Raw genomic sequence first — 24,713 nt, forward strand, 5'->3', positions numbered from 1 at the left:
TCTCTCCTGACTCCCTTACCGAACCGCTTCACTCGGCAGGTTTTCCACGATCTCCCCATCTGCATTCACATACGGCAAGCCATTGTGTTTGAACACATGGTCGAGACAAAACATCTCTCCCTGTTTGTAGTCCAAAATCATCAAGTCTTCTGAACGGGTTGGGATTAATTCTTTCAACCGCTCTGGAAGATAGTCTGGCCCCACCGCTTGATGCCATTTCAAAATAATTTTTTCAGGGCGCTCCGCTGTAGGATAAAAGCCACAAATCTCTAATTTTCCAAAGTCGTGTGAAGTAAGAAGTACCCCTTTTTTCTCCAAGCCACCCAAATTGCGTTTGGACTCAGCCACATTCCGGAACGCCTCGTCTAGTGGAATGGCATACTGCTCGACTCCCCTGACTGGCATAAACACGGTTAAATAATACGAAATGATTCGATTGTCGAGAAACTTGCGCTGCAAGTCGATCAACGTCTCGACAGAATCGTTAACTCCACGAATGATGGCAGGCTGCCCGCGAATCTGTACGCCGACGGATAACAGGGCTTGCGTTGCTTGGATCGAAACATCGCTAATTTCCCCAGGATGGTTGAACTGAGAAATCACACTCACCTGCTTGCCAGGTGTCTGTCTTACTTGGTCAAAAAACGCTAGTAGCTCTCCATCAAGAAAACGAGCCGGATCATAGGCCAAAGCCTTGGTTGCAAAGCGAACGAGTCGAATACTCTTTACACTCAAAAGAGTGCTGATCAGCTTGATTAAGTCAGAGCTTTTACGGAAAGAAGCTGGATCTCCACCGGTAAAGAGGACGTTATCGATGTACGGATGAGCTTCCAGATACTGCACTGCCCTTTCTGCTTTATCCATAATATTGGTGTATCCAATATCCTCATGGCGGATTTCATTCACTTTATAGCAGAACTGGCAGTTGGCAATACAAAAGTCGTCGATGTGCAGCAACAATGTCTTTTTGTACTTGTGTTGCAGGAAAGCTGTTTCATCCTGACGGTACGACTTGTTTCCATACGGATCAAAGCGACCTTTATAAGGTTTTTCTCCCGGAGGCGGAAGCACGATATTGATCATCTGGGTACGATACGGCTCTGTCTGACTCGCAATCAACTCAGCATAATAGCGAGTCACCTTAAATGGCATATAAGACTGCTCCAGTAAAGCACCTCGTTCTTCCTTTTCGGCTTCTGTAAAGCCGACAATTGTTGCGAACTCCTCAAATCCTTTTTTTCCCATTAATACCTTAACACTCAACGTAATCCCTCCCGTCATTCATAAACACTCGTCTTCTTTGCTTTCTCAGAACACTCGGTCAATCATGATTCGCTTGTTATCCGAACAGCAAATCCAGTTCTTTTTGTGTCAATTCCACATCTTCAAAATCCGATGGAGTAAATTCAGGTGCCTCCTGACTGCAGCAATGATCAATGAGTTGCTCCAATTCATTGTTAAACGACTCCAGTAGCTTCTCCATCGTCTCCTTGCGATACTTTTGCAAGCTGTAGGTAATAGAAAACTGAAGTTCTCCTTGCCGAATGAGAGCTGCCATGTCAAGCAGTGCTGTCAAATGGTTAGCCGCTCCAGCATCAACCGTCAAGTTTCCTCCCACCAGAACCAGATCATCTGTTGGTTGATTATCAACGGAACCCAGATAGTTGAATCGAACCTGGGATTTTTCCTCTGCTTCTAGCAGATGAGGCTGTAGCCAACCAAACCCAAGTCCCCCCATTGGAATCTGTCGCAATTTCTCCTTTACCTCTTTCAGGTGATCAGACCGATTGGTTGCATTCGTTTCGATCAGCACAGGATACATGCTCGTAAACCACCCTACCGTTCTGGTTACGTTCATCGCATGAATAGAGGACTCACGCCCGTGCGATTCCATTACCAGCAAAAAACGTTCCCTCTTAAACACATCATGCAATGTCCGGGTAAGTGCCGCTACCAGCAGGTCTTGGGGAACCGTGTTGAACATTCGGTTAGCCATTGTCAACAACCGTGACGTTACCTCTGCTGAAAGTGTGCGCGTAGATGTAGCGCTGTTTTCAACCAAGTCTTCGCCAAGATCGTGATCAGTTGGAAGTTTGTCTGCCGGGATGGAAACCATGTCCCAATACGCTTTTTCTTTGATGGTCTGATCTGACTGGTAAAAGGCGGAAACCTCTTGTAACCATGCTTGCATCGAATGTGTTTTCTCCGGCAGGACGATAGGCTCATTGCGTTTTAGACAGGTCAAGGCACTCATCAAGTCTTCCAGAAGAATCCTCCAAGAGACACCGTCTACAACAAGATGATGGGCCGTCAGAAACAATCGCTGTGGCTTATCCGGACCGAATTCAAAGAGACAACTGGTAAAAAGAAGCGATTCTTCCAAGTTGAAGTTAGCAGCGCATGCTCTCACCGCCTCAAGCATTCTACGCTCCTGTTCGTCTTGTGGTAAGGATGACAAATCGACGCAAGTTACCGACACACTACTTGTAAGATGGCGCTCGTTGTAAAAGAGCTTTCCATCTTTTGCAGAGTAATTGAGTCGCAGACAATCGTGATGATGGACCAGCGCAGACAGACTTGCTTCGAACTCTTCGAGCGTAATCTTTTCCATGCTTTCAAGGAGCAACGACTGGTTCCAATGATCAGCATTGCGGAAATGCTGTGACAGAAACCAAGAAATAATCGGCGACAGCGGCAACTCACCAGTACACGGCACCTGCGAGATCCGTTCCACTTCCCAGTTCCAGTCCCTACTCGCTTTTAGTTCTACGATCGTGTCATAGTGCAAAATGTCTCTCACTGGAATCTTGATTCCTCGCTGATGCAATCGATAGGAAACCTGAATCGCCTTGATCGAATCGCCCCCTAGTTGGGAAAAGGGGTCATGTAGGCCAAGTGGTGAATGGCCAAGTACGCTCTCATACACTTCAACCAATAGCTTGTCAAACTCGTCACGAGGAGTGGTCTCATTCTCCTCACCCATTCGCTCGATAACAGGTTCAGGTAGCTGCTTTCGATCCACCTTGCCATTTGAGGTCAGTGGAAATTGTTCAAGCTGCATGATTTGCGAAGGGATCATGTACGTGGGCAATCGTCGTACCAGTTCCTCGCGCAGCTCTTTCTCCTGGAAAGCTGTTTCCGTAATCAAGTAAGCACAAAGGTACTTACGCCCCCACATATCTGTCCGATCGATCACTACCGCCTCACGCACAGTAGGATGGCTAAGGAGCTGCTGCTCAATTTCCCCCAATTCAATGCGGTAACCATGAATCTTCACTTGATAGTCAGCCCGCCCGAGATACTCCATGACTCCATTTGGCCGATAGCGAACAAGATCACCCGTCTTGTACATCACTTTGCCTGGCTGAAACGGATCAGGTAAGAAACGCTCTTGCGTCAATTCCTCGCGGTTAAGATACCCCCGTGCCATGCTATCTCCCGAAATGAACAGCTCTCCTGTCGTTCCGATCGGGATTGGTTTCCCATATGAATCCAGTACGTAGAGTTGTACGTTACTGATCGGATGTCCAATCGGCACAGAACCCTCGACATCGGTCTCTGGATCGTATTGATAGATCATGCAACCGACGACAGTCTCCGTAGGACCATACTCATTGAGAATGTTGATTTGTCCGTTCCATTTCGCATGAATAGCCCGAGCCATACTCACCTTCAAGTCCTCGCCGCCTACTATCACTTTTTTTACCGTAGTACAAGGCAAATCGATTTCTTGCAGCAAAAACAGATGGGCAGGTGTCAGCTTTACAACATGGGAACGTCCGTCGCTAAAGATGCGAGATAACACAAATTCTGAATCGGAGTGCGGATAGATCACCATCCGATTTCCCTTTACTAGCGGGCAAAAAATGGACGTAACCGTCAAATCAAATGCCACTGAAGAATAAAAAGCAAAGGCTTCATCAGGACTGGTAAGATAGCGGTCTTTTGCCCACCATATGTAGTTGACTAACCCCCGATGAGTAACCATGACCCCCTTCGGATTTCCGGTAGAGCCTGATGTATAAATAACGTAGGCCAAATCATCTGGCTGATTAACCGATTCCAGGATTGCGCCATCATGTCGATACAGGGACGAATCACCAAGGTCCAGGACTTCTTTGGACCACGAAATCGCATCTGTTCGAGAAGTGTGACGAAGCAACAGGTCCGCTCCAGAATCAGACAGTAGATATTCGATTCGCTGAGAAGGAAGTTGAGGGTCAATCGGAAGGTAAGCACCGCCAGCTTTTAGCACTCCCAGCAGCCCGATTATCAGCTCTGGCGAATGATCTGCCAGCAGAGCGACAATTACGCCTGGGCCAATTCCTCGGTTTCGCAACGACTGAGCTAGTCGATTTACTTGATCATCCAGCTCTTGAAACGTTAGAATGCGATCCTCTGACTCCAATGCAACTCCCTGTGGCGAGCGTTTTACCTGCTCTTCAAACAACTGGACAACCGTCTTCTCGCTGGGATAGGAAGCCGCTGTATCGTTCCACGTTTTGAGTTGTAGTGCCAACTCTTCGTCTGCAAGGAAGTTCAGATTGGAAAGCGGAACTTCTGGATTCGAGATCATCTCATTGAGCAGCCTTAGGAGATGATCCGCTATTCGGTCAACATCATCTTCCGTGTACTCGGCGATCTTATAATCCAATTCCAGCGTCAATCGTTCATCTGTAGCCCATTCCCTGATAATTACTTGGAGCGAGTACAACTGGTGACCGTTATAAAACTCCTCATTCGTAACGGGGTACCCGCCAACGGTGAAGGGAAGCTGCGTGCTGTAATAATTTACACAAATCTGAAACAGGCTGTCATAGCCATGTTTCTTCAATTCCAACTCTTGAGCCAGCAAATCGTAGGGATATTTCTGATGAAAAAAACAGGAAGTCAATTCCCTGTTGACATATTTGACATAATTGACAGCATCCATTTCCATCGGAACTGCCAGACGAAATGGCATGGTGCTGGTGAACATCCCGAATATTTTGCGCTCTACTTTGCCTGAACGGTTTAACAGCGGTGTACCGATCACGATTTCTTCTTGCCTCGTACAGCGCTGAAGGTAAAGACTGACGAGAGCCACAAACAAGGAATTTAACGAGCATTTCATCTGGGTTGCAAACTCGCGTATTCTTGTCGAATCTTCACGATTAAATGAATACACTTTGCGCTTGCCTTCCGAAGTAGCTGTTGCCTTTTGTAATGTCGTGATCACTGGCAAGCTCTGAAACTTGTCCCGCCAGTATCTCTTGTCCTTTTCAAATCGCTCAGACAGAGAATAGGCATGCTCCCTGTCGACAAAAGCTTGATAAGCGTGTTCATCTCCTACATGAACGGTACCGCCTGCCAGCAACGTGTCATAAAATTGAGCAATTTGTTCTGTCATGATTGAGATTGACCATCCATCAGCAATCAAATGGTGCAGCTTTACAAAATACCCCGACTCTTCGTCACTCAGTTGAATCAGACTAAAGTAAAACAGAGGCTCCTGTCCGATGGAAAACGGCTTTTCAAACAAAGCTTGCATGAATTGTCTGCACCGATCAGGGGCATTCGGTTCCCGTCTGAAATCAAACACCTGCAATGGCTGTGGTTCATACTCTCCAACAAACTGAAGGACTGTCTCTTCCTCCTGATAGTTGAGTCGCAAAGCATCGTTCTTTTGAATGAACAGATGAATGGCCGCTTCTAGTACATCCAGTTTCACCTTTCCTTGAACCCGTACCATCCCCCCTAACGTATGGACAGGGAGATGTGGATGTAATTTTTCCGTATACCAGATACGCTTTTGAGGATGACTTAAAGGATATCCGACCTTCCATTGCTTCTTATCCTGGCGCAATGCATATCCCCCCTTTCGGAATTGTGCAGATGTAATCACAATTCAGACATGGCAAAAAATCTAATTGATTACAAATACTTCCATTCCAACTATATAGATGACTCTTCTATAGTGTCAAATGAATTTTCCATAAAATGTTATTTATGAAAATTAGATGAATTTCTTCTGTTTTCCCTTCCTATTTCGCTGCATAGAATGGAAACAAATTTGTGAACGCTATTGCTTTTGGCTGTCTTTTCACGTAGGATAAAATGTAATATATTGGCAAAAATAAGCTATTGGAAGGATGAATGTGATTAGATGTCTGTGACACTTCATGAAGTAACTCTGGAGAACTGGGAAGAGTGTATTGAACTGGAACCAACTCCCGAACAAAGTGAGTTTGTTGCCCCGAACCTCTACTCTATCGCTGAAGCAAAGTTTCAAACTACCTTTGTCCCTTTGGCCATCTACCACGATGAGACGATGGTTGGATTTGTCATGTATGGACTTGACCCCGACGATGGAAACTACTGGATTTACAGACTCTTAATCGATGCGAAGTATCAACGGCAAGGCTACGGACGTACTGCGATTTCGCAAGTCATTGATTTGCTGAAAGCAAAGGAAGGTTGTCAAAAAATCGTTATTGGTTACGCCCCAGCCAATGTCGCAGCCGAAAATCTTTACGCGTCACTTGGATTTCAAAAAAATGGTATGGTTCTGTTTGGCGAGACTATTGCAGAATTAAACTTTTAACTCTTCAACAATGGATATGGCGCCATGCCCCAAAATGAAACAGCGGCGAGCTAAGACCTGAATATCAAGTCTTAGACTCGCCGCTGTTTGAATTGTTTTCCAACATACTAAAAAAGCACACTTTCCATGTGTTCGTGAACATCACGGATCGTGTGCATTCGTATTTGATATGGTGCCGGTGAAGGGACTTGAACCCCCACGGTTTCCCTCACGATTTTGAGTCGCGCGCGTCTGCCATTCCGCCACACCGGCATGTGAAACTATGATTAAAATTGCACATCATCGATAGAAAATCAATGGTGGGGAGAGACGGATTCGAACCGCCGAACCCGGAGGGAGCAGATTTACAGTCTGCCGTGTTTAGCCACTTCACTATCTCCCCACAATATGTGCCGTCTATCTTCTAGGTCTACTTTCTTCAACCAGAAGCGACATTTATTAATCTACCATGAACTTCGTTTTACGTCAACATATTTATTTGGATTGACTCTCTTTTTTCGCCAAGATTTCCTGTGCCCACTCGTGAAAGACGCGCAGCGCTTCGTCCACCTCTTGAAACGTTGCTTCTCCCTCACAGGTGTATTCAGGGAAGTCTAGAATGCGGTTTTTGCGAATCTTCACTTGCTCTTCTTCGCATTTTATTTCCAAGAAGTAGGGAACTGCTTCATCTATCCCATAACTGTTTTCTAAAAACTCGTAGGTACGTACCCACTCCAGAATTCGAACTTCCGATGCTTTTAAGCGAAGCACCTGCTCCAAGGACATAATAGTTTCATTGCCGTAGTAATACATGTAATTCAGCCCTTCTGCATGAAAATGGACGGAGCCTTGACTCCGCCCTGTTATTGGTGTGATGAATTAGATCGAGGAAAGCAGCTCTCTCAATTCTTTGACAATCACTTGCTGGTAGGCAGTGCCTTCTCCATACTGCTCAAGCATTTCGGAACGCGCCACTTTGATCTTGTCTTCATAATCTGACGCGTTTCGGTCCGGGTTTTGCTGTTTAAAGGCCGTCATGACAGCTTGGACATGCTTCGGTCTCGGGCCCCATTTGGCCAGAACATGTCCGCCAGTGTCCGCGAAGATAACGACAGGGATCGCCCGACCGCCCATCGTGAGAAACTCATCCATGAGATCGAGGTGTTCTTCCATCACCATAATTTCCACTGGCATGTCTGTTTCTTTCAGGGCATGCAATACGACTGGCAAGTTGCGAACGACGTCGCCACACCAGTCCGCTGCCAAAATCAAGCATCTGAGGTCATCACGATGCTGGAGAGAGGCAAAAAACGCACGGTCTTGTTCATCCTCCCATGAAAATGCATCCGACCAGTTTTGGTATGTATCCTGATTTTTTGTCATGTTTTCCACGAACGCTTGTGGCTTGAGCCCTGTACGGAATTTATTTGCTACGTTTGCCCCCATCTTTTCTCCTCCTCGTGTGTAACGAATCTAGTCTTTCTTTTCAGGTTCTGCTTCACTTGCTTCTTTCTCTTGCTTTGCCAACTCCATCATTTTTTGCAACAAAATATGCTGTGGCATGTGCATAAGGCGCTCTAAAGGTACCTGGAGTGCTTCAGCTAGCTTGACAGCCGTATCAGGTGATATTTGTAACGGACGCATGTATTTCCACTCCTTCCGCTTGCCTTCATCAGTCCCTCCAGTATAATACACGGCGGTTAAACCTGCCAGCTTGGCGTCTTTTGGCTCATCTGTTATCCCTGCCGACCAGAGTGACCTGCGAATGATCCGAGAACAGCATATCCAGCAGTTCTTGTTCTAGCTTGCGCCAATGGCGAAATCGCTCTGGAACGAGCCGAGTCCAAGTCACCGCAATCTGTTCCCAATGCTCCATACGACGATTGTGCTTGACGAGCCAACTATCTAAAAAATTCGTCGACGCCAAATGTCCGTAGCAGAGCTGCGCCAGTACCGTTTGCCACTCTGATTTTGGCAGCGGATGATGAGCCTGATACCCTGCACAGAACGCAAGAATCCCCTCGTGCTGGAGGGCTGACAAGTGAAGCCCTGCAACCAGATCTTTTGCCCAATACCCTTCCCTTCCAGCACCATCTGTCCAGTCTACGAGTGCAGCCACCTCGCCATTTGGATGAAAAATGAGCTGTTCGACCCAATATGAATGAAAGCATCTGCCTCGTAGTGAGGGTACTGGCAATCGGACAACATATTCATGGCTAACCGTCTCCAACAAGGAAATTTGCTGCTCGAGTATTTCGCGTACGTATACTGGAAATGCTCCCTGCTTTTCCTGATACTGACTCAATAACCCTCGACAAGCTGCAATCGCTTCGGAAGGCGAGAGCATCGGAATGTCCTCAACAGGTGGAAGCGGATCAAATTGGCGATGAAATTGGGCTAACAACTCCCCCATAGCCTTTGCTTCACGAAGAGGCAATTCCCCTGGGTGATAGCTGCGTCCGTCTATCCATTCATTTACTTGGTACGTCTCTCCCTGATCATGGGCAAGCCATTCCTGATGAAGGGGGAAAAGCAAGCGCGGCGCTGGAAAGCCTTTCTCTCGCAGTTCTTGGCTGAGTGCTAGACCAGTCAGCATCTCCTCATAGCGAGTTTGCAAGCGCCATTTTGCATAAAAACGTTTTACATAATAACGTTGATTGCTTGTCCAAGCGGAAAAGCTCTCTTCCCATAAGCCATATGCAATTCGCTCGATATGCACTACGTCTAATTGATATTGTTTTTTTAAAGCTTCTCTCACCCGCTCCGTAGGCAATTCCCCCTCCGATTTCTTCTGTATAGCTCTCACTTCTACATGCAAATCTGCTTTTCCTCGCTTTGCACACCAAAAAAGATAATCCCTTCTGAATGAAAGTGAAGGGACTATCTCTCGTGAACCGACACCTGCACATGGAAAAGAACGGACTATGGCTTTGGCTTAGTGAGGATGCATGGTACACCAAAGCCGATCGCGCCGGGCTGGGACATCTGTTCCAGATATGCCAACCCTCGTGCACATTGCTGTTTGCATACTCGGCATGTATGGGACGTTACGATTTTCAGCTGTACTTGATTGGGGTGCTGTTTCGTATTCTTCTTCTTTATCTTTTTACCCTTGGCCATCCGTTTTCCTCCCTCTGCCCTGGATCACTCCAGTCTATGAAGGAGAACAACCCCGCTCTTTAGGCAAACATACAAAATCAAGATATTCACCTGCAAAATGGGCCATGTCATACGTAATAACAAATAGAAAAAGCCGCCGGAGAATTCTCTCTCAGCGACTTATTAGCCTTCTTTATGACTTTGGACTTAGCAACTGGCGCAGTTCCAGCTCCAGTGTAGGGGCATCAACCATGCCGATTATCTTCTTTCGTATAACCCCATCTGCGTCAATCAAGTAAGTAGTTGGGAATGCCATCACCTTGTAACGATTCGACACTGTTCCAGCTACGTCCATCGGTATCGGAAATGTCAGCTTGTAGTTGGTGACAAAGGCCATGGCCGCTTCCGGGCTGTCATTGCTCGTGACGTTCACGCCATACAGATCAACCTGTCCACCATATTTTTCGTAGACTTTTTGTAAATCAGGCGCCTCCAACTTGCATGGTCCGCACCAGGAAGCCCAAAAATTCAGGACTAATGGTTTCGCTCTTTTTCCTTCTACCTTGTACGTCTGCTGGTCCAATCCGGTCAGTGTAAAATGAGGAGCCGCAAAGCCAACCTCCGGCTTTTGAACCTCTGCTACGATGGCGGCTGTTTCTTGAGGCTTTTCCCAAACAGCAAGTCCGACCCCCAATAATACGAGCACCGCGAGCAACAGCTTTTTCATTTTGTCACCTCTGCCCTACTGAGTTAGAATCCCGTAAAGCCTCCGTACATTTGAATAAGCACGCGTGTAATATCCGTCAGTTTATCGGTATACAGAAGAATACCAAACAAAATCATAATGGCTCCTCCGATTTTCATAAACAGGTCGGAATACTTCACAATCGCGTTCACCTTACTGATGAAGAACGTCATGACAAAAAATGGGATGGCAAATCCGAGCGTATACGCCAAGGTGTAAGCCAAGGCGCTTGAAGGATTGGAGACACCCATGACGATAATGCCAGAAAGAATTGGTCCCACACAAGGTGTCCATCCAGCTGCATACGTCATTCCCACCAGTATGGACCCAGTATACCCCAATGGCCTTGATTTTAAATCGATTTTAAAAGAACGCATCATCCAGTCCATTTTAAACACGCCAAGCATAACCAACCCAATGACAGCAAGCAGAATACCGCCCAGTTGACGAATCAAGTCCTGTTGGTCGGTGAACAAGCTTCCAATCCAAGATGTAGACAGCCCGAGCGCAATGAAAATGATCGAAAACCCGACAATGAAGAAAAAGGTATGCAAGAAGGCTTGCTTGCGGAATACTGCTCTCCCTTTCTTCACTTCATCTACCGTAACCCCAGTTATGTAAGACAAAAAGGACGGATAAAGCGGCAGGCAACAAGGGGAAATAAACGAGAGGAAGCCTGCGGCAAAAGCCAAAAACACAGAAATATCGCCAGTCATATGTACCTCCGGTGGGTATTTTATCCACTATCCTCTCATTGTATCGAATCTTTTCGCCCTTCAAAAGTAGAAAAGACACTTTGTCTTAAATCCGTGACAATTTACTTTACATAATACCGATTATGTCTTGCATTTCTGCACGAAACGTAACGATTGGATGGATAAATCTGGTCCAATTCAGAAAATAGATCAAATTTTTGACAAATGTGACAAGTACCTTTCACGGAAGACATGTAGGTGATGAGCAGCATGCCCAAGGATAAAATAGACAATTGCAGCTGCGGTTGTCTTGTCTTGAATAATCACTCCCGAACGATTCAACTCTTCTTCCGTAAGGCCTTTTACCAGTGATCGGGTAGCAGCGCGTACTGTCCGATACTCCTCGATTAGATCGACAAGCGGTCGGCTGTCAAAGCTCGTAAGGCTGACGAAGATGTCCTGATGTCTTGGCAAGGGTGTCTTGTCACCTCGGGAAGCACACAGCAAGCGATAGCTCATGATTCTTTCTGTATCCATAATATGGCCGAGAACTTCCTTTACACTCCATTTACCTTCCTGATAACGGAACATGCTCTGTTCCTCCCCGTAAGATCGAAACAAAGCGAGAATTTCTTCCTCCTGAGCGAGCAGCAGTTCATTCAGATCACCTTCAGAAGTGATTTTGATGTAGGCTTCAAACTGCACAGGATAATCATCAGATTGTGGTTTACGGAAGTACATACAAAGTGCCTCCTTTGTGAACAGTGAGACGAATACTCTCATTGTACACAAAAAAGAGGCGGATGTACTCCGCCCCTTCCCTGTTATTCTTTTTCTTACTGAATAGTAACCTTGCCACCATCTTGGAGCAATGTTTGCCCTTTTACCACGATCTTATCGCCGGCAGCCAAGCCTGTCAAAATTTCGATCTGATTACTGGAGGATTTCCCTGTAGTGACCTCGATTTGTTTTGCAACGTCACCTTCCAGCTTGAATACATATTGTTTGCCGTCGCGATCAAATACTGCACCGCGAGTTACAACGAGTGATTTTGCTCCACTTTCCCCAACCGATGGGAAGGATACATTCACGACCATATCGGACTTTAGTTCATTGGATGGGTTTGGAATCGTAATCTCTACTGGGTATGCCTTGAGCTGCGTATCCATTACTGGACTAATTGCTGTTACTTTTGCATCAATCGTTTTTCCTGTCGATTGTACGTTTACTTTTACAGTTGTTCCTACTTTTACTTTTGTGATATCTGCTTCTGACAGATTCGCTTTTACCAGGAGTGGGTTCGTGTTAACGACAACCACAACCGGCTGCTGACCTGCCATTTGACCAACTGCTCCATTTACGCTGGAAATATATCCGTTGATCGGTGACGTCACAGTCGCATTCACTAATTGCTCACGAGCATTTTGCAGACTCACTTGTGCTTGCTGCACAGATGCTTCGGAAACTTGCACACTCGTTTTTTGCCCAGCAGATTGCACGGCCTGCTGCGCGTTATCATAAGAGGTCTGTGCTGTTGTCAGTTGGGAATTTGCCTGTTCCATCTGCTGAGCGGAAATCGCTCCTTGTGAAAAGAGCTGTTGCATCCGCTGCTGGTTTACTTTTGCATCCGCAAGTGCAGTTTCTGCCTGCTTCAGGCTATTTTTCGCTTGAACCAAGCCTTGATCAGAGCTGCTACCTGCTTGGTTTAAGCTCGCCTTTGATACGTTGTAAGCTGCTTCTGCTTGTTTGACACTGTTCACCAGATCTTTTTCATCGAGTTTGAATAATACTTGACCTTTTGTCACGTATTGACCCAGTTTCACTGGCAGGGAAGAAATTTTCCCACCCATTTTCGGGGAGACTTGCACTTCCTCACTCGGCGCCAGCTTTGCCGTGAGACCAGAATCGGATACCACTGTGCCCGTTGCAACAGTTTCAATCTGTACAGGGGTTGACGCTTCCACCGTTTCCGTAGGCGGCGTTGCCGCTTGCGGGCTGGAGCACCCTGCCACTAGCGAGATGGCTAGCAGTGCCAAAATGACGGGTTTTTTACTTAGTTTCATGTATGTCCCTCCTCTTCCCACAAACGTCTTACGATTCCAAAGCGGGATTGATTGTCTTTTGTTTCTTAGCAAGTTTCTTTTCGAGTTTCAACTTTTTCTTCAAGCGTCTCTTTTTCCCTAAATCATCAAACCAGGAAGCAACGACAGGAACCAGAACCAGTGTAATCAGTGTAGAGAATCCGAGACCGAAAATAACCGTTACGGCCATTGGTGCATTCGTCTCAGATCCGGCACCGCCAGAGAATGCGAGCGGTCCAATCGCCAGAATGGTGGTGAGTGTCGTCATCAAAATCGGACGAAGACGAATCGGTCCAGCATGCAGGATCGCATCATACAGCTCCATACCTTTTGCGCGCAGTTGGTTCACGTAGTCGATCAATACAATCGCGTTGTTCACGACCAGACCGATCAACAAAATGTACCCGATCAAAACCCCAACGCTGATCGTTGTGCCTGTCGCCAATAGTCCAAGCAGAACGCCTGTAACGGTCGGTGGCACGGAGAACATGATGATAAATGGGGTGTAGAGCGATTCAAACTGCGCTGCCATTACCATATAGAGCAACACGACTGACAGTACAATCGCGAGAGCAAGGCTACTGAATGATTCCATCATTTCTTCACTTTGCCCGCCAAAATCGACTGTGTAACCATCTGGGAGATTCAGCTTCGAGATTTTCTCTTGCACTTCCCGTGTGACAGAGCTCAGGTCACGACCTGCCAAATCACTCGTTACTTGCACTTCACGGCTTGAGTTGGCACGGTTAATCGATACAGGAACATCTACCTTACTGATAGTCGCAACCGAGGTCAGCGCGATCTGTGCTCCACCTGGAGCGGAAATTCGCATATTGTTCAAGAAGTTGATATCTTCCTGATACTCTTTCGGCAGCTTGAGGTTGACGTCAATCTCATCATCGCCTGTGCGATAGTACGTTACCGTTTGACCTTGGAAGGAAGTGCGAACACTGGAGAGAATTTGTCCGGTCGTCAAGCCGTACAAGCTCGCTTTCCCAGCATCGATCTTCACTTCCAGCTCTTGTCTTGATTCTTCCAAGCTGGTTGTTACGTTACTTGTACCAGGTACCTTCTCAATTTCACCTTTAATGATACCACTAATGTCTTTCAATACGTCCAGATCATCCCCACTAACCTTCAGTTGGATTGGGGAACCCGTAGACATACCGGCTGGTGCGCTTACCTTAATTTCAGGTCCAGCAATATCTTTCAGCTTTTCCTGGAGATCCATCACAACTTCATTGGAGGAACGTGTGCGCTGGTCGAGATCTACCAGCATCAGGCTGATCGTCCCCTGATTGGATGACAAGGTGCTCGCTATCGGTGATGCATTGCTACCAACCGAAGTCGCTACAATTTTCTTCTCCGGAACCGTGTTGACAATTTCTTCTACTTGTCTGGTTACTTTTTCTGTTTCAGCCAGAACGGTACCATTTGGCATTTTGATGGAGACATTTACTTGACCTTGGTCCATGGCCGGGATAAACTCTGCCCCGATCAATGGAGTCAATGCGAGAGAGCCCACCATCAGGACGACCGAAGAAATCATGACCGTTTTACGATGGCCCAATGCCCATTTTAACAATCCTTGGTAACCTTTTTCTACTTTGCTAAATCCAATGTTGAACCAAGTAACAGGATTGATTCCACGATAGTTCTCATGATGCGTATGCGACGGAATTTTGTTCAAAATTCTCGAACTCAGCATCGGCACGAGCAAAATAGAGAAAACAAGCGCCGCAATATGTGAGTAAACTACCGTCAATGCAAGTGGTCCAAACAACTCAGAAGCAATACCCTCTGTGAGGGCAATCGGCAAGAATACGCAAATTTGCGCCAAAGCCGAAGCCATAACTGCTGTACCTACTTCTTTGGAACCATCCAAGGCGGCTTCCATCATGCCTTTTCCCTGTTCTCGATGGCGGAAAACATTCTCGAGCATAACGACCGCAAAGTCAATCAATGATCCCAATCCCAATGTCAAACCGGAGAGGGAAATCAGGTTGATCGTCTGTCCAGTCATGTACATCAGCAAGAACGTAGCAACGATCGATACTGGAAGTACGATGACCGCAATTACCATGGATCGCAAGCTGCCCAAGAAGAAGAACAGCAAGATCATACCGATACCGCCACCCAACAGGGCATGTTCAGCGGTGGTGTAAACGGAATCCTTAATGTAGGTGGATGTATCCAGAGTCGTAATGATTTCTACGCCTTCTGGCAGCTCGCTTTTGATTTTCTCCAGCTCAGCTTTTACATCATCTGCTACCTCAATGGTGTTTCCGCCAGAAGCTTTTGTCACTTTAATACCCAAGCTAGGTGTTCCATTTACGTAACTCATTTGCGTTACATCTTGATGCGTGTCTTTTACTTCGGCAATATCGCTGAGCCTAATGGAGTTTCCTCCCACAGAGATTGGTGTCAGCGCGATTTGTTCGACATCAGCAAACTCACCTTGTACACGAATATTGAGCTTGGCGTCACCCTCGCGTACCGCTCCACCGGAACCTGACATGTTGCTCGTCTGGAGAGCTTGCTGAACTTGGTCAAGTGACAGTCCGTACGCCGCCAGTTTGGCTGGGTCGACTGTAACATCGATGATCCGGCTTTGTCCGCCGCTGATGGAAGCAGATGCGACCCCATCAATACGCTCTAAGCGTGATTGGATCATATCCTCTGCCATCTTTTTCAATTTGTTAATATCTTGCTCACCGGTCACCGCAAACTCAATGATCGGTGTACTATTCGGGTCAATACGCAGTACGCGTGGCGCTCTAGCTGAGTCAGGCAAAGAGCCACGAACCTGATCTACCTTCTCCCGCATGTCGAGAGTCGCCTGATCAAGGTCTGTCCCCCAGTTAAACATGAGGATAACCTGCGAAGCGCCTTCCATCGATACCGATTGTATACTATCTAAATCGGATACCGTTGCAAGTGCGTCCTCAATCGGTTTCGTTACCAGTTTTTCTACCTCACTCGGAGATCCGCCGTCAACGGATGTAACCACGACAGCAACCGGGAAGTTAAGATCCGGCATCAGATCAATCGACAAGCGAGGCAGTGAGACGAAACCAAAAATCATCATGGCCAGAGTCAACATAATCATGGTGACCGGGCGTTTAATCGATAGTTCAGAAAGATTCAATCCACTCACCTCTTCTTTATATATCTGTTAATTTTTTGTGAGCAATAGTTCGCATGACGAAATGCATAAGGTGAACCTCGTTGTTAACATTTCGTTTAACGAAATATCAAGGGATGAAACCATTTTTAGACGGTTTGTGAATTTCCCCATTTCACATCTCGCTGTTGGTATACACGCTCTGTCAGTGACACCCACACAACTCGTCGATCTGATTGGTCTCGGAACCTGCGTACCAGGTTTTCCTGCTCCAACCGGTTAATGAGACCGGAAGTTGTGCTGTATGAAAGACCGACAGTCTTACTTATGTCCCCCATTGTTTTTGGCCCGTTTCCAAGCTGCTCCAGAATCAAGACCTGTTGCCAGGTTACATCGCTTGTATCCAGCTCTTGCTCAGAAATCGTGGTAAACAAAACACTGGCTTCTTGCAGGAGTTTTGCCAACTGAATCAGTTCTTTCATGAGAACCTCCCTTGCCATCCTTACTTAACCACTTCACACTCATAACTAATCGTTTATTTCCCAAAAATAATTCTACTGAAATGTATATGTAGTGAAGTCTACCCAGGGGTAGATTTCTGACAGGGATTTATCTATCTGGAGATAGACGACAACGCATGCTAGAATGAAGTTAAGTGATTATCCGGCAGAGAAAGAAGGACTTCTCATTGTTGAAGATAATGATGAAAGCCATACAAAGACGTTTACTGATCATTTGGTTTTCTATCTTAATTGTATTAGCTTTGCTTCCTGATTCGTTTAAACGAGAAACTCCGTTGCAATTTTCTCTTACCATTGTACTATTTATTTGTTACCTTGTGGTATTTTGGACTTCTAAGAAAAAATGGAAGCCTTTCCAATTTGAGTTAGCGACAGTTGTTCTCGGAATCGTTTCCTTGCTGAAGTCCCTCATCTTAGGGGGAGAAGGCTTCGGCTTGATGCTCCCACTCGCTGTTTTTATCGGATTTCACATTCATGGGCGCCGTGCGTTGGCCTATGCTACTTTTTTTGGTACATGCAGTACGCTTTTTTTATATTTCGAAGAAAACCTGAAATTCACGCACATCATCTCCTATATCCTTACGTATGTCGGATGCTATATCGGCGCACGTGGCTATCGGATTCAAACAGAAGCATACGAAACCAACCAACAGCACCTGAAGCAATTGCAAAAAGCACATACAGAGTTGCAAGAGGCGCACTCACAGCTTCAAGAAGCAGCGCTTCATTCCCTTCAAGTTGCAGTTCTTGAGGAGCGAACGAGAATTGCCCGTGATATTCACGATGCATTGGGCCATAGTTTGACCTCACTCATAGTCCAACTGCATGCCTTGAAGTATATGTTGCAGGATGGACCTGACAACGCACAAGAAGCCGTGCGCAATATGCTCGGTGTTGCCAAGCAGAGTTTGGAGGATATACGCACGTCTGTCCATACACTGGCTCTGGATAAAACCTCCCTAGGACTTACTCCTTTGAGGGCGCTCTTGTCACAGGCTCAAAAGCATACAGGAATAAAAATGGAACTGATATGCTCCGATCTGGACATCCCGCTCTCTCAGGAAATGACAATTACGTTTTATCGAATTTTGCAAGAAGCGATCACCAATTCACTACGACACTCTGACGCAAAAGAAATTCTCGTCATCATTGAACAAAAGAAGGACATCCTTTTGTTATCGATTCGAGACGATGGCAGCATCACGAGCGACCAAAAAATCAAACCTGGCTTTGGCCTAACTGGCATATCTGAACGAATTCAATTATTGAACGGAACTCTCGCGTATCGCATTCGAGAGCCACACGGTTTTCAACTCGATTTCAGCTTTCCGATTCGCCAGACAGAACCTGAAAGGAGCATGCGAACATGACCGGTAAACAAAAAGAAGGAGCCATTCGCGTGGTCCTAGTCGATGACCAAACCATGATTCGCCAAGGTTTGGGTTATGTCATTCAAATGCAATCTGATATGGAAGTAATTGGGGAAGCTTCCGATGGCGTAGAAGCAGTAGAACTGATTGGCGCCCTTGCACCTGATGTCGTTTTAATGGATGTTCAAATGCCCAACAAATCTGGCATTGAGGCCACACGAGAAATCATGCAGCAGCATCCTCGCACGAAGGTATTAATTCTTACAACCTTTGACAATCACAATTATGTGGTGGAAGGGATTCGAGCTGGAGCTGTCGGCTACATGCTAAAAGATGCCGACTCTCAGGAAATGCTTGATCTGATTCGCAGAGCCCATCAGGGAGAAGCCCTCTTCCACACCGTGACAGCTGCAAAAGCCCTTGCCGAAGCTCTGCAAGGTCAACGTGAGACGCCTGATTCGACTACCACTTCCCACTCAGTCTTGCTAGATGAACTGACGGATCGAGAGCTGGATGTACTTCAACAGCTCGCAGATGGCTATCGAAATGATCAGATTGCGCAAAACTTGTTTATCTCAGAAGGCACTGTAAAAACACACGTGCATCGGATTTTGCAGAAAATGGGTGTCGAGGATCGTACACAAGCAGTAGCAAAAGCTCTGCGGCACAAAATCGTGAAATAAATCAGACAGTTTCAGGCAGGAGGATTAAGTCGAATCAAGTTTCCATCCTCCTGCTTTATACTGATGGAAATCCCTTCTACCAGCTGTGCGCTGGACATAGCTTCAATTACAGCAGCAGCCGCTTTCTTCGTATCGATAACTCGGCAAATCACGGCCAACGTCCTCTCGCTGTCTTCCCCACCGTCGCTGTGACCATTCCCCGTTTTTCCCAAACATTTGTCCAAAAGCTGTTCGATCAAATAACGCATCTCAATCTCTGACTCACACAAATGGGCAAAGCGAACGATCATCGGGTGGAAATCGTTTTCTTTCATGATCTCATATCCTTGTTCTTTCATCTCTTCTGCCCAGCTCTGCAAAACATCGTCAGGCCTTCCCTCGATCTGCTCCGCTTCTACAGCAAAATGCTCACCAATTTCCCCTACATTTCCATAATGAACGGTGTAAAGGTGCTCCTTTTCCTCATACCAAACCTCCCAGTAGCTCCACCTCGTTTCGTTTTTTTTCAGCATCCGAATCACCGTCGTTCAACTCCGTTCAAATTGTAACCGTTTTGTAAATTATTCCACTGAACGACAGGACTTGACAACAACTTACAAAGAGATTGATTCCAAAGACTTGCAACTTTTTCGCAAATGGGACTATCCGCTTATTCAGACATAAAAAAAGACGGATAATTGATCCGTCTACAGTCACAATCTTCTTTCGTTTTTTTAGGAAATTGAAAGAGGTAAACGAATTTCAAAACGGGCTCCTTTCAACTTCGGAGAGTTTTCCGCAAAGATTTCGCCACCGTGATCCGCGATGATGCGTTGTGTCGTAGACAAACCTAACCCCGTCCCCTCTTGTTTGGTCGTATAAAAAGGAACGAATAAATTTTGCAGGCATGAATCTGAGAGACCAGGTCCGTTGTCTTCCACAACAATGACTACTTGATGAATTGATGAGTACACTTTAACATGAACAAGGTTGCCTTGGGTCATCAAAGCTTCAAGCGCATTTTTCAAGATGTTCAGGATGGCTTGCTTGATCCGCGAACGATGGCCGAATACATGCCATTCGCCTTGTGCAATGTCCAGCTCAAGCTTGATTCCTCTTCGATTCGCTTCTGGCTCCAGTAAACGAATGACTCCATGTAACTCGTCCATCACTAAGAAACGTTCCGATACGATTTTGTCATCCCTGTACCGGGCCAAAACAAGAACATCGTTCAATAGCCCATCAATGCGTTCAATTTCTGTTAATATGACAGAAAAATAAGATTCACTGCGATTTGCTTCCCCTTGCTCCCGCAACAACTGAATAAAGCCCTTGATGGCTGTCAGCGGATTCCGAATCTCATGCGCCATCCCAGCGGCCAGTTGTCCAACTGCTGCCAATGCTTCACGCTTACTCAATTCTTCTTCGTACTTTTTGCTGTCCGTGACATTCCGCAGAACAGCAATCGCTCCCCACATCTCGCCATCGTAATAAATGGGGCTCGTACTAACTGTGGTCCATTTGCCGTTGTATTCCGCAACATAATGGCCGGATTGTCCTCTTTCAATCACCCACTGGACAAAACGCTCGCTTACATGAGGACGCAATGCCCGATCAATGTTTTGGCCTATCATTAGATTCCGATCCACGCCAAATAAATGACAGACTGCGTAATTCGCTTCAATTACTCGCAGCTGACGATCGATCATCAAGACGGCAATATCGCTGGACTGCAGAACCAATTGAACAAGCTCCTGTTCTGCGAGCATCGTAACATCTTCTCCTTTGGCCGTGCTTGTAGGAGAAGGTGATGTTTTTTCAACCGGAAATGGATGCGTATTTTTGTTGAAGACATCGTCCATTTGATGCAAAATATAGTCCATCGATTGATAGAGACGAATCTGTCCTTGCAAAAGCTCTACGTGCTCCATTTCCGACGTGGCAAGAGAAATTGCGTTGTTATTCATTTCTTCAACAATAACGTCTCGACACTTGCGCAAAAATTGCTGCAAATACGTAAGATTCATTCCGAGCAATGAAAATTTGTACGCAATTTCGCTCAATTCTCGCTCGAATGCATAAATGTCGATTACTTTTACGACTTCAATCCATTTCGTGATTTGCTGAACAAACAAAGCCTCTGTATTTTCGCGGTCTTCTAGAAGCAAAGCAGAGTAATGATGATCTGAAAGAAAGGAAAACGTCTTGGCCACCGCCGCAGGGACCAAATGAGTAAGATACTTACTTATTCGATTTTTCAAAACACTCTGGCTCCTTTTCTCCGTGCTTCATTGAGGCTAATTTTCCAAGTATGTATAGGCTCTATTATGGACGTAAATGAGACAAGATGTAAAGCGGCTTGATGATATCCTGGTGCAGAGTATGACACCATCCAATCAAGTTCTCTTCTTATCCTTACAGACAAACAATCTCGGCTAGCATCCTATTATCGCGCATTTTGTATTGTCTATTTTCGGACACCTTCACCTCCTGATCATGTTTGACTGAAAACGCTTTCCCAATATTTTCTATCATATCACGATCAAGCATAAAAAAGGAAAGGATGTTTATTATTCAATCATCCAGAAAGCATTTGCCCCCATAGAGATAGAGACAAATGCTTTCGCTTTATGAATGGGCTTTGACAGCGTAATTGCGCAAATCCGATTTTACCGGGCTATTTTGGTTGGTTCCTGTATGCGCGCGCTTGAAAGCCTCGCTTTGCGTCCAATTTTTAAACGATTCCTCATCTGTCCACTTCGTAAAAACGATGTATTCGTCACCTTCCGTTGGTGCCAGGAAAAGGAACTCCAAAAAACCCGGCACCTCCTTCATCCGCTCTCCCCCATTACCAAATGCGCGTTCCAAATGGGATTGGTAGTCTGCTGATACTGTCAGTCTGTTCATGGATACATACATGATGGTCACACATCCTTTTCATTGGGTTCTTCTACCAACTCCCATTATACTACTACTTTGGCGAAAAACCTAAAAACCGCAAACGCTATTCGCGCCTGCGGTTGATTTGTTGCTCGAGCATGATATCCATCAAGAGTGTGTCCTGCAATGGATCTCTGGGGTTTACCGTCAAAAGGGCAGCGACAGCAGCCATGGCACATCGAACCGATTGGTAGGAATAAAAGGCCTCTCGCTCCGATTCGCTGAACAAAGATAAATCCGCTCGCTCTTGGGCCGGGTACGGGAAGTCAGTCTCGACACCCGCACGATCGAGAACGATGAGTGCCTGTTTAATCGCAATTAATGCCGCACTGACACTAATCCCGTATTCTTGGCGTAGATCCTCCCACACCTGAAAAGCTGATTTTTCTACCCTCTCCTGATTGGGGCGCGTGATAATTCCCGTTTTGCGCCCTTCTTTCAATAACCAATCCACAAAAATATCGTTGCGTGGAGGAAAAGCGTATACTTGCAGCTTCATTTCCAATTCTGTCGGGTTATCCTTGGCAAAACGCGCGTGAGCCAACGACATTTCGTATCGCCGGGACGGATGCCCAGGAACCGTGACAAAAACCGTATCTTGTCGTACGGCTGCGATCTGCAGCTTGGTTCGTGCGGGTATCCTGCCTTGAGGTGCTTTTTCCCTGCGAATATTGCCAGGAATCAATTCTACACCGAATTGATGGTACTCCAAAGGTGAATCGATCCAAGGGATAGGCTCTCTCGACTGTATTTCGTATAGCCCGTTGAATTTCACCCATTCTCCCGGGCGGCGCTGGCTTCGAACCAATACAGCATGGACTTCCTTTTCCGGTGGCAATTCCGTATCTTGATCCTCCGGTGGGGGATGCATTCGCTTGTGTTCGATAAGAACGCAGTCGGTCATGAACAATCGTTCGAGCAATTCCCGTTTGCTCACCCATTCATATCCGATACGGTAAATCCGATTTTTCATCGGCTTCACCTCCTTTTGATCGCCAATATCGCAACATCCTGGTTTGTTTCTATTACCCTACCATATGTAGTCGTCGCTTTGTCCGTGCTAACTCGATCTTACAATCCGCTGTAGCGCTTGCGCTGCTTCTTCAGGTGATTCTGCTTGGCTGATCGCACTGATAATCGCGACTCCATCGGCCCCGGCAGCGAGCACTTCAGAAGCATTTTCCAGTGTAATGCCACCAATCCCGACGATAGGCAACTCAGTACCCACTGCCTTACGGATCTCCTCTAGCCCCACTGGACCGATAGGCTCGCCAGCATCTGCCTTGGAACGGGTAGCGAACATCGCTCCTACACCGATACAATCAACGCCGCCGTTTTGGGCAGCGAGCGCCTCTTCGACCGTACCTGCAGAAACACCGATGTACATCTCGGAGCCAACTTTGGCTCGTACCTCCGACAACGTCATGTCATCTTGCCCGACATGGACGCCGTCTGCCTGCAAGCGAATTGCCAGATCCACATCGTCATTCACAAGAAAGACGGTATCATGGTCACGACATAACTGTTGCAGCTGTCGCCCCAGCTCGTATTGTTCCTCAGCAGTCAGCTTGCTTCCTTTATCACGCAACTGAAGCGTGCCCACTCCTCCGCGCAATGCTGCTTCCACAATTTGCACGGTCTTTTCACTGGAATACCCGCAGTCCTGCGTACCAACGACAAAGTATACACCCATCTTTTCACGAAGTCTTTGTATATTTCGCATGCTTTACTTTCCCTCCCAACGATCCAATACTTCTCGATAAGCGCTGGCTGCTGACTTGGCATCCGTTGTATCAGTGATCCCCGATAAGACAGCAATGCCTGCACACCCTGCTTCCAAAACTTGCGCCGTCCGTTCCGGTGTGACGCCACCGAGTCCGATGATTGGTACTGTCAATCGTGCCGTCATTCGCGCGAGTTCTGTTGTTCCTCTTGGCGCAAGACCTGGCTTCGAACCACTCGCAAAAATATGCCCGTAGAGCAAATAATCGACTTGTGCGGCAATGGCTTGCTCTGCTTCCTCTGCGGAATGGACGGAACATCCCATTTTTTGACCAGTCTTCAGCACCATTCTCGCTTCCGCTGGAGACAGACTATGGTAAGCCAGGTGAGCACCTGCACAACCCGAGGCAGCAGCCACGTCCACCCGATCATTCACGATCAAGGACGAAAGGGGGATGACATTCGCCAATGCCTTTACCCAATCCATGCATTCCTTTGCTGTTCGCTGTTTTTCCCGTATGTGTAAAAAGTTCATACCACCCGCATAAGCAGCTTCTGCCATTCGCAATACTTCATCAAGCGAATGCCGACCGCTCGTAATCACATGCAACTCACGAGTGCTTGACATCTGGTTGGACACCGCCTCCAGCGAGTGCCGTCACACATTCCTGTAGCCATTGAGTCGTTCGGTCTTCTTTGTCCGTCGGCGACTGAGCCAACAGCTCAACCACGAGCCGACGCAAGAAAAAGGCTTGTTGCACGGTAAGTGGGAAGGTAATATTTTTCGGCTTGGTTTCCTGTTTCTCCAACGTCTCCACACCCGCCAACAAAATATCACCGATGGACTCCACAAGCTCGCGAGCCTGCTCATTTTGCTTCAATTCGTCATAGCAGCCATCGTATAGTCTGCATAAAAGTAAAAACGCCTGTGACGACAAGGTCACCGGCTGTACATTCTGCATCGGTTCCGTCATACGTTTCCCTCCACTCACTAGAAAAAAACAAAATCTATTATATCACATCATGACCTGTATCTATGAAGAAAACCGCTGATTGCTCAGCGGTCTTTTGCAGTTCCTTCATTTCGATCATTATGGTTCGATTGTCGTAAATTTGTGTTGCGATCTTTTTCATCCAGCGTTTTTCCACGGTTTTTTCCGAGATCCTTGCTGTTGTTGTTCTTTCCCAATTG

24 protein-coding genes and 2 tRNA genes are annotated in these 24,713 nt (G+C 46.6%); 3 read left to right on the top strand and 23 right to left on the bottom strand.

What is annotated here, in order from left to right:
- Positions 1-15 precede the first annotated feature (15 nt).
- The gene (locus tag ACFYU8_RS04975) at positions 16-1,263 is read right to left on the bottom strand and encodes a lysine 2,3-aminomutase (protein ID WP_390295259.1); all 1,248 of its coding nucleotides are present in this window, start codon (positions 1,261-1,263) and stop codon (positions 16-18) included.
- A 76-nt stretch (positions 1,264-1,339) separates the two neighbouring features.
- Positions 1,340-5,845: an edeine non-ribosomal peptide synthetase EdeP gene (edeP, locus tag ACFYU8_RS04980; RefSeq protein ID WP_390295257.1), complete on the bottom strand. Its 4,506-nt coding sequence runs from the start codon at positions 5,843-5,845 to the stop codon at positions 1,340-1,342.
- A gap of 300 nt (positions 5,846-6,145) precedes the next feature.
- On the opposite strand from edeP, the gene edeQ reads away from it, so the two are divergent.
- Positions 6,146-6,583, top strand: a complete 438-nt coding sequence (gene edeQ / locus ACFYU8_RS04985; protein WP_390295255.1) for an edeine self-resistance N-acetyltransferase EdeQ — start codon at positions 6,146-6,148, stop codon at positions 6,581-6,583.
- Between the two features lie 170 nt (positions 6,584-6,753).
- Here the strand turns inward: edeQ and ACFYU8_RS04990 are convergent.
- The 13 genes from ACFYU8_RS04990 to ACFYU8_RS05050 form a co-directional block, all read right to left on the bottom strand.
- A tRNA-Leu gene (locus tag ACFYU8_RS04990) sits at positions 6,754-6,835 on the bottom strand.
- Positions 6,836-6,880: 45 nt separating this feature from the next.
- A tRNA-Tyr gene (locus ACFYU8_RS04995) sits at positions 6,881-6,965 on the bottom strand.
- 92 nt (positions 6,966-7,057) lie between these two features.
- Complete coding sequence (locus ACFYU8_RS05000; RefSeq protein ID WP_390295252.1) at positions 7,058-7,375, bottom strand: hypothetical protein; 318 nt, start codon at positions 7,373-7,375, stop codon at positions 7,058-7,060.
- A gap of 66 nt (positions 7,376-7,441) precedes the next feature.
- Complete coding sequence (locus tag ACFYU8_RS05005) at positions 7,442-8,008, bottom strand: thioredoxin family protein (RefSeq protein WP_390295249.1); 567 nt, start codon at positions 8,006-8,008, stop codon at positions 7,442-7,444.
- Positions 8,009-8,035: 27 nt separating this feature from the next.
- Positions 8,036-8,206: a YycC family protein gene (locus ACFYU8_RS05010; protein ID WP_390295246.1), complete on the bottom strand. Its 171-nt coding sequence runs from the start codon at positions 8,204-8,206 to the stop codon at positions 8,036-8,038.
- A gap of 85 nt (positions 8,207-8,291) precedes the next feature.
- Positions 8,292-9,335 (bottom strand): phosphotransferase enzyme family protein, encoded by a 1,044-nt coding sequence (locus tag ACFYU8_RS05015; RefSeq protein ID WP_390295243.1) that lies wholly within the window; start codon positions 9,333-9,335, stop codon positions 8,292-8,294.
- Between the two features lie 149 nt (positions 9,336-9,484).
- Positions 9,485-9,682: a hypothetical protein gene (locus tag ACFYU8_RS05020; RefSeq protein ID WP_390295241.1), complete on the bottom strand. Its 198-nt coding sequence runs from the start codon at positions 9,680-9,682 to the stop codon at positions 9,485-9,487.
- A 172-nt stretch (positions 9,683-9,854) separates the two neighbouring features.
- Complete coding sequence (locus ACFYU8_RS05025) at positions 9,855-10,388, bottom strand: TlpA family protein disulfide reductase (protein WP_390295239.1); 534 nt, start codon at positions 10,386-10,388, stop codon at positions 9,855-9,857.
- A 23-nt stretch (positions 10,389-10,411) separates the two neighbouring features.
- Positions 10,412-11,122, bottom strand: coding sequence for a cytochrome c biogenesis CcdA family protein (locus ACFYU8_RS05030; RefSeq protein ID WP_106840713.1), 711 nt, complete (start codon positions 11,120-11,122; stop codon positions 10,412-10,414).
- Between the two features lie 189 nt (positions 11,123-11,311).
- Entirely contained in the window at positions 11,312-11,842 is a 531-nt protein-coding gene (locus ACFYU8_RS05035) for a DinB family protein (RefSeq protein ID WP_390295237.1), read from the bottom strand.
- A gap of 95 nt (positions 11,843-11,937) precedes the next feature.
- Positions 11,938-13,164 carry an efflux RND transporter periplasmic adaptor subunit gene (locus ACFYU8_RS05040; protein ID WP_390295235.1) on the bottom strand — a complete coding sequence of 409 codons (1,227 nt, stop codon included), beginning with the start codon at positions 13,162-13,164 and terminating at the stop codon, positions 11,938-11,940.
- A gap of 28 nt (positions 13,165-13,192) precedes the next feature.
- Positions 13,193-16,330 carry an efflux RND transporter permease subunit gene (locus ACFYU8_RS05045; RefSeq protein ID WP_390295232.1) on the bottom strand — a complete coding sequence of 1,046 codons (3,138 nt, stop codon included), beginning with the start codon at positions 16,328-16,330 and terminating at the stop codon, positions 13,193-13,195.
- Between the two features lie 125 nt (positions 16,331-16,455).
- Complete coding sequence (locus ACFYU8_RS05050) at positions 16,456-16,788, bottom strand: MarR family winged helix-turn-helix transcriptional regulator (protein ID WP_007727206.1); 333 nt, start codon at positions 16,786-16,788, stop codon at positions 16,456-16,458.
- A 173-nt stretch (positions 16,789-16,961) separates the two neighbouring features.
- On the opposite strand from ACFYU8_RS05050, the gene ACFYU8_RS05055 reads away from it, so the two are divergent.
- Positions 16,962-18,197 carry a sensor histidine kinase gene (locus tag ACFYU8_RS05055; RefSeq protein WP_390295230.1) on the top strand — a complete coding sequence of 412 codons (1,236 nt, stop codon included), beginning with the start codon at positions 16,962-16,964 and terminating at the stop codon, positions 18,195-18,197.
- Positions 18,194-18,880 (top strand): response regulator, encoded by a 687-nt coding sequence (locus ACFYU8_RS05060; RefSeq protein ID WP_390295228.1) that lies wholly within the window; start codon positions 18,194-18,196, stop codon positions 18,878-18,880. The genes ACFYU8_RS05055 and ACFYU8_RS05060 overlap by 4 nt, the downstream gene beginning before the upstream one ends.
- 11 nt (positions 18,881-18,891) lie before the next feature.
- Here the strand turns inward: ACFYU8_RS05060 and ACFYU8_RS05065 are convergent, their stop codons facing one another.
- The 8 genes from ACFYU8_RS05065 to ACFYU8_RS05100 all read right to left on the bottom strand — a co-directional run bounded on the left by ACFYU8_RS05065 (position 18,892) and on the right by ACFYU8_RS05100 (position 24,710).
- Positions 18,892-19,401, bottom strand: coding sequence for a hypothetical protein (locus tag ACFYU8_RS05065; protein ID WP_390295225.1), 510 nt, complete (start codon positions 19,399-19,401; stop codon positions 18,892-18,894).
- 192 nt (positions 19,402-19,593) lie between these two features.
- The gene (locus tag ACFYU8_RS05070) at positions 19,594-21,120 is read right to left on the bottom strand and encodes a two-component system sensor histidine kinase NtrB (protein WP_390295223.1); all 1,527 of its coding nucleotides are present in this window, start codon (positions 21,118-21,120) and stop codon (positions 19,594-19,596) included.
- Between the two features lie 367 nt (positions 21,121-21,487).
- Positions 21,488-21,778: an antibiotic biosynthesis monooxygenase family protein gene (locus ACFYU8_RS05075; protein WP_390295221.1), complete on the bottom strand. Its 291-nt coding sequence runs from the start codon at positions 21,776-21,778 to the stop codon at positions 21,488-21,490.
- Positions 21,779-21,863: 85 nt separating this feature from the next.
- Entirely contained in the window at positions 21,864-22,772 is a 909-nt protein-coding gene (locus ACFYU8_RS05080; RefSeq protein ID WP_390295219.1) for a hypothetical protein, read from the bottom strand.
- Positions 22,773-22,859: 87 nt separating this feature from the next.
- Positions 22,860-23,522, bottom strand: coding sequence for a thiamine phosphate synthase (thiE, locus tag ACFYU8_RS05085; RefSeq protein ID WP_390295217.1), 663 nt, complete (start codon positions 23,520-23,522; stop codon positions 22,860-22,862).
- A gap of 3 nt (positions 23,523-23,525) precedes the next feature.
- Positions 23,526-24,149 (bottom strand): thiamine phosphate synthase, encoded by a 624-nt coding sequence (locus tag ACFYU8_RS05090; RefSeq protein WP_390295215.1) that lies wholly within the window; start codon positions 24,147-24,149, stop codon positions 23,526-23,528.
- Positions 24,133-24,495, bottom strand: a complete 363-nt coding sequence (locus ACFYU8_RS05095) for a hypothetical protein (protein ID WP_390295213.1) — start codon at positions 24,493-24,495, stop codon at positions 24,133-24,135. The genes ACFYU8_RS05090 and ACFYU8_RS05095 overlap by 17 nt, the downstream gene beginning before the upstream one ends.
- Before the next feature lie 83 nt (positions 24,496-24,578).
- Complete coding sequence (locus tag ACFYU8_RS05100; RefSeq protein ID WP_255344520.1) at positions 24,579-24,710, bottom strand: hypothetical protein; 132 nt, start codon at positions 24,708-24,710, stop codon at positions 24,579-24,581.
- Between the last annotated feature and the right edge of the window lie 3 nt (positions 24,711-24,713).

This window comes from Brevibacillus sp. NPDC003359, assembly GCF_042878995.1.
Classification (GTDB): Bacteria; Bacillota; Bacilli; order Brevibacillales; family Brevibacillaceae; genus Brevibacillus.

What these genes read in the sequence shown, in the direction of transcription:
- ACFYU8_RS05095 (WP_390295213.1), bottom strand. Translation starts at nt 24,495, where the DNA reads ATGACGGAACCGATGCAGAATGTACAGCCGGTGACCTTGTCGTCACAG.
- ACFYU8_RS05075 (WP_390295221.1), bottom strand. Translation starts at nt 21,778, where the DNA reads ATGTATGTATCCATGAACAGACTGACAGTATCAGCAGACTACCAATCC.
- ACFYU8_RS05050 (WP_007727206.1), bottom strand. Translation starts at nt 16,788, where the DNA reads ATGAAAGAACTGATTCAGTTGGCAAAACTCCTGCAAGAAGCCAGTGTT.
- thiE (WP_390295217.1), bottom strand. Translation starts at nt 23,522, where the DNA reads ATGCGAAATATACAAAGACTTCGTGAAAAGATGGGTGTATACTTTGTC.
- ACFYU8_RS05030 (WP_106840713.1), bottom strand. Translation starts at nt 11,122, where the DNA reads ATGACTGGCGATATTTCTGTGTTTTTGGCTTTTGCCGCAGGCTTCCTC.
- ACFYU8_RS05010 (WP_390295246.1), bottom strand. Translation starts at nt 8,206, where the DNA reads ATGCGTCCGTTACAAATATCACCTGATACGGCTGTCAAGCTAGCTGAA.
- ACFYU8_RS05020 (WP_390295241.1), bottom strand. Translation starts at nt 9,682, where the DNA reads ATGGCCAAGGGTAAAAAGATAAAGAAGAAGAATACGAAACAGCACCCC.
- ACFYU8_RS05025 (WP_390295239.1), bottom strand. Translation starts at nt 10,388, where the DNA reads ATGAAAAAGCTGTTGCTCGCGGTGCTCGTATTATTGGGGGTCGGACTT.
- ACFYU8_RS05060 (WP_390295228.1), top strand. Translation starts at nt 18,194, where the DNA reads ATGACCGGTAAACAAAAAGAAGGAGCCATTCGCGTGGTCCTAGTCGAT.
- ACFYU8_RS05035 (WP_390295237.1), bottom strand. Translation starts at nt 11,842, where the DNA reads ATGTACTTCCGTAAACCACAATCTGATGATTATCCTGTGCAGTTTGAA.
- ACFYU8_RS05080 (WP_390295219.1), bottom strand. Translation starts at nt 22,772, where the DNA reads ATGAAAAATCGGATTTACCGTATCGGATATGAATGGGTGAGCAAACGG.
- ACFYU8_RS05000 (WP_390295252.1), bottom strand. Translation starts at nt 7,375, where the DNA reads ATGTATTACTACGGCAATGAAACTATTATGTCCTTGGAGCAGGTGCTT.
- edeQ (WP_390295255.1), top strand. Translation starts at nt 6,146, where the DNA reads ATGTCTGTGACACTTCATGAAGTAACTCTGGAGAACTGGGAAGAGTGT.
- ACFYU8_RS05040 (WP_390295235.1), bottom strand. Translation starts at nt 13,164, where the DNA reads ATGAAACTAAGTAAAAAACCCGTCATTTTGGCACTGCTAGCCATCTCG.
- ACFYU8_RS05090 (WP_390295215.1), bottom strand. Translation starts at nt 24,149, where the DNA reads ATGTCAAGCACTCGTGAGTTGCATGTGATTACGAGCGGTCGGCATTCG.
- ACFYU8_RS05005 (WP_390295249.1), bottom strand. Translation starts at nt 8,008, where the DNA reads ATGGGGGCAAACGTAGCAAATAAATTCCGTACAGGGCTCAAGCCACAA.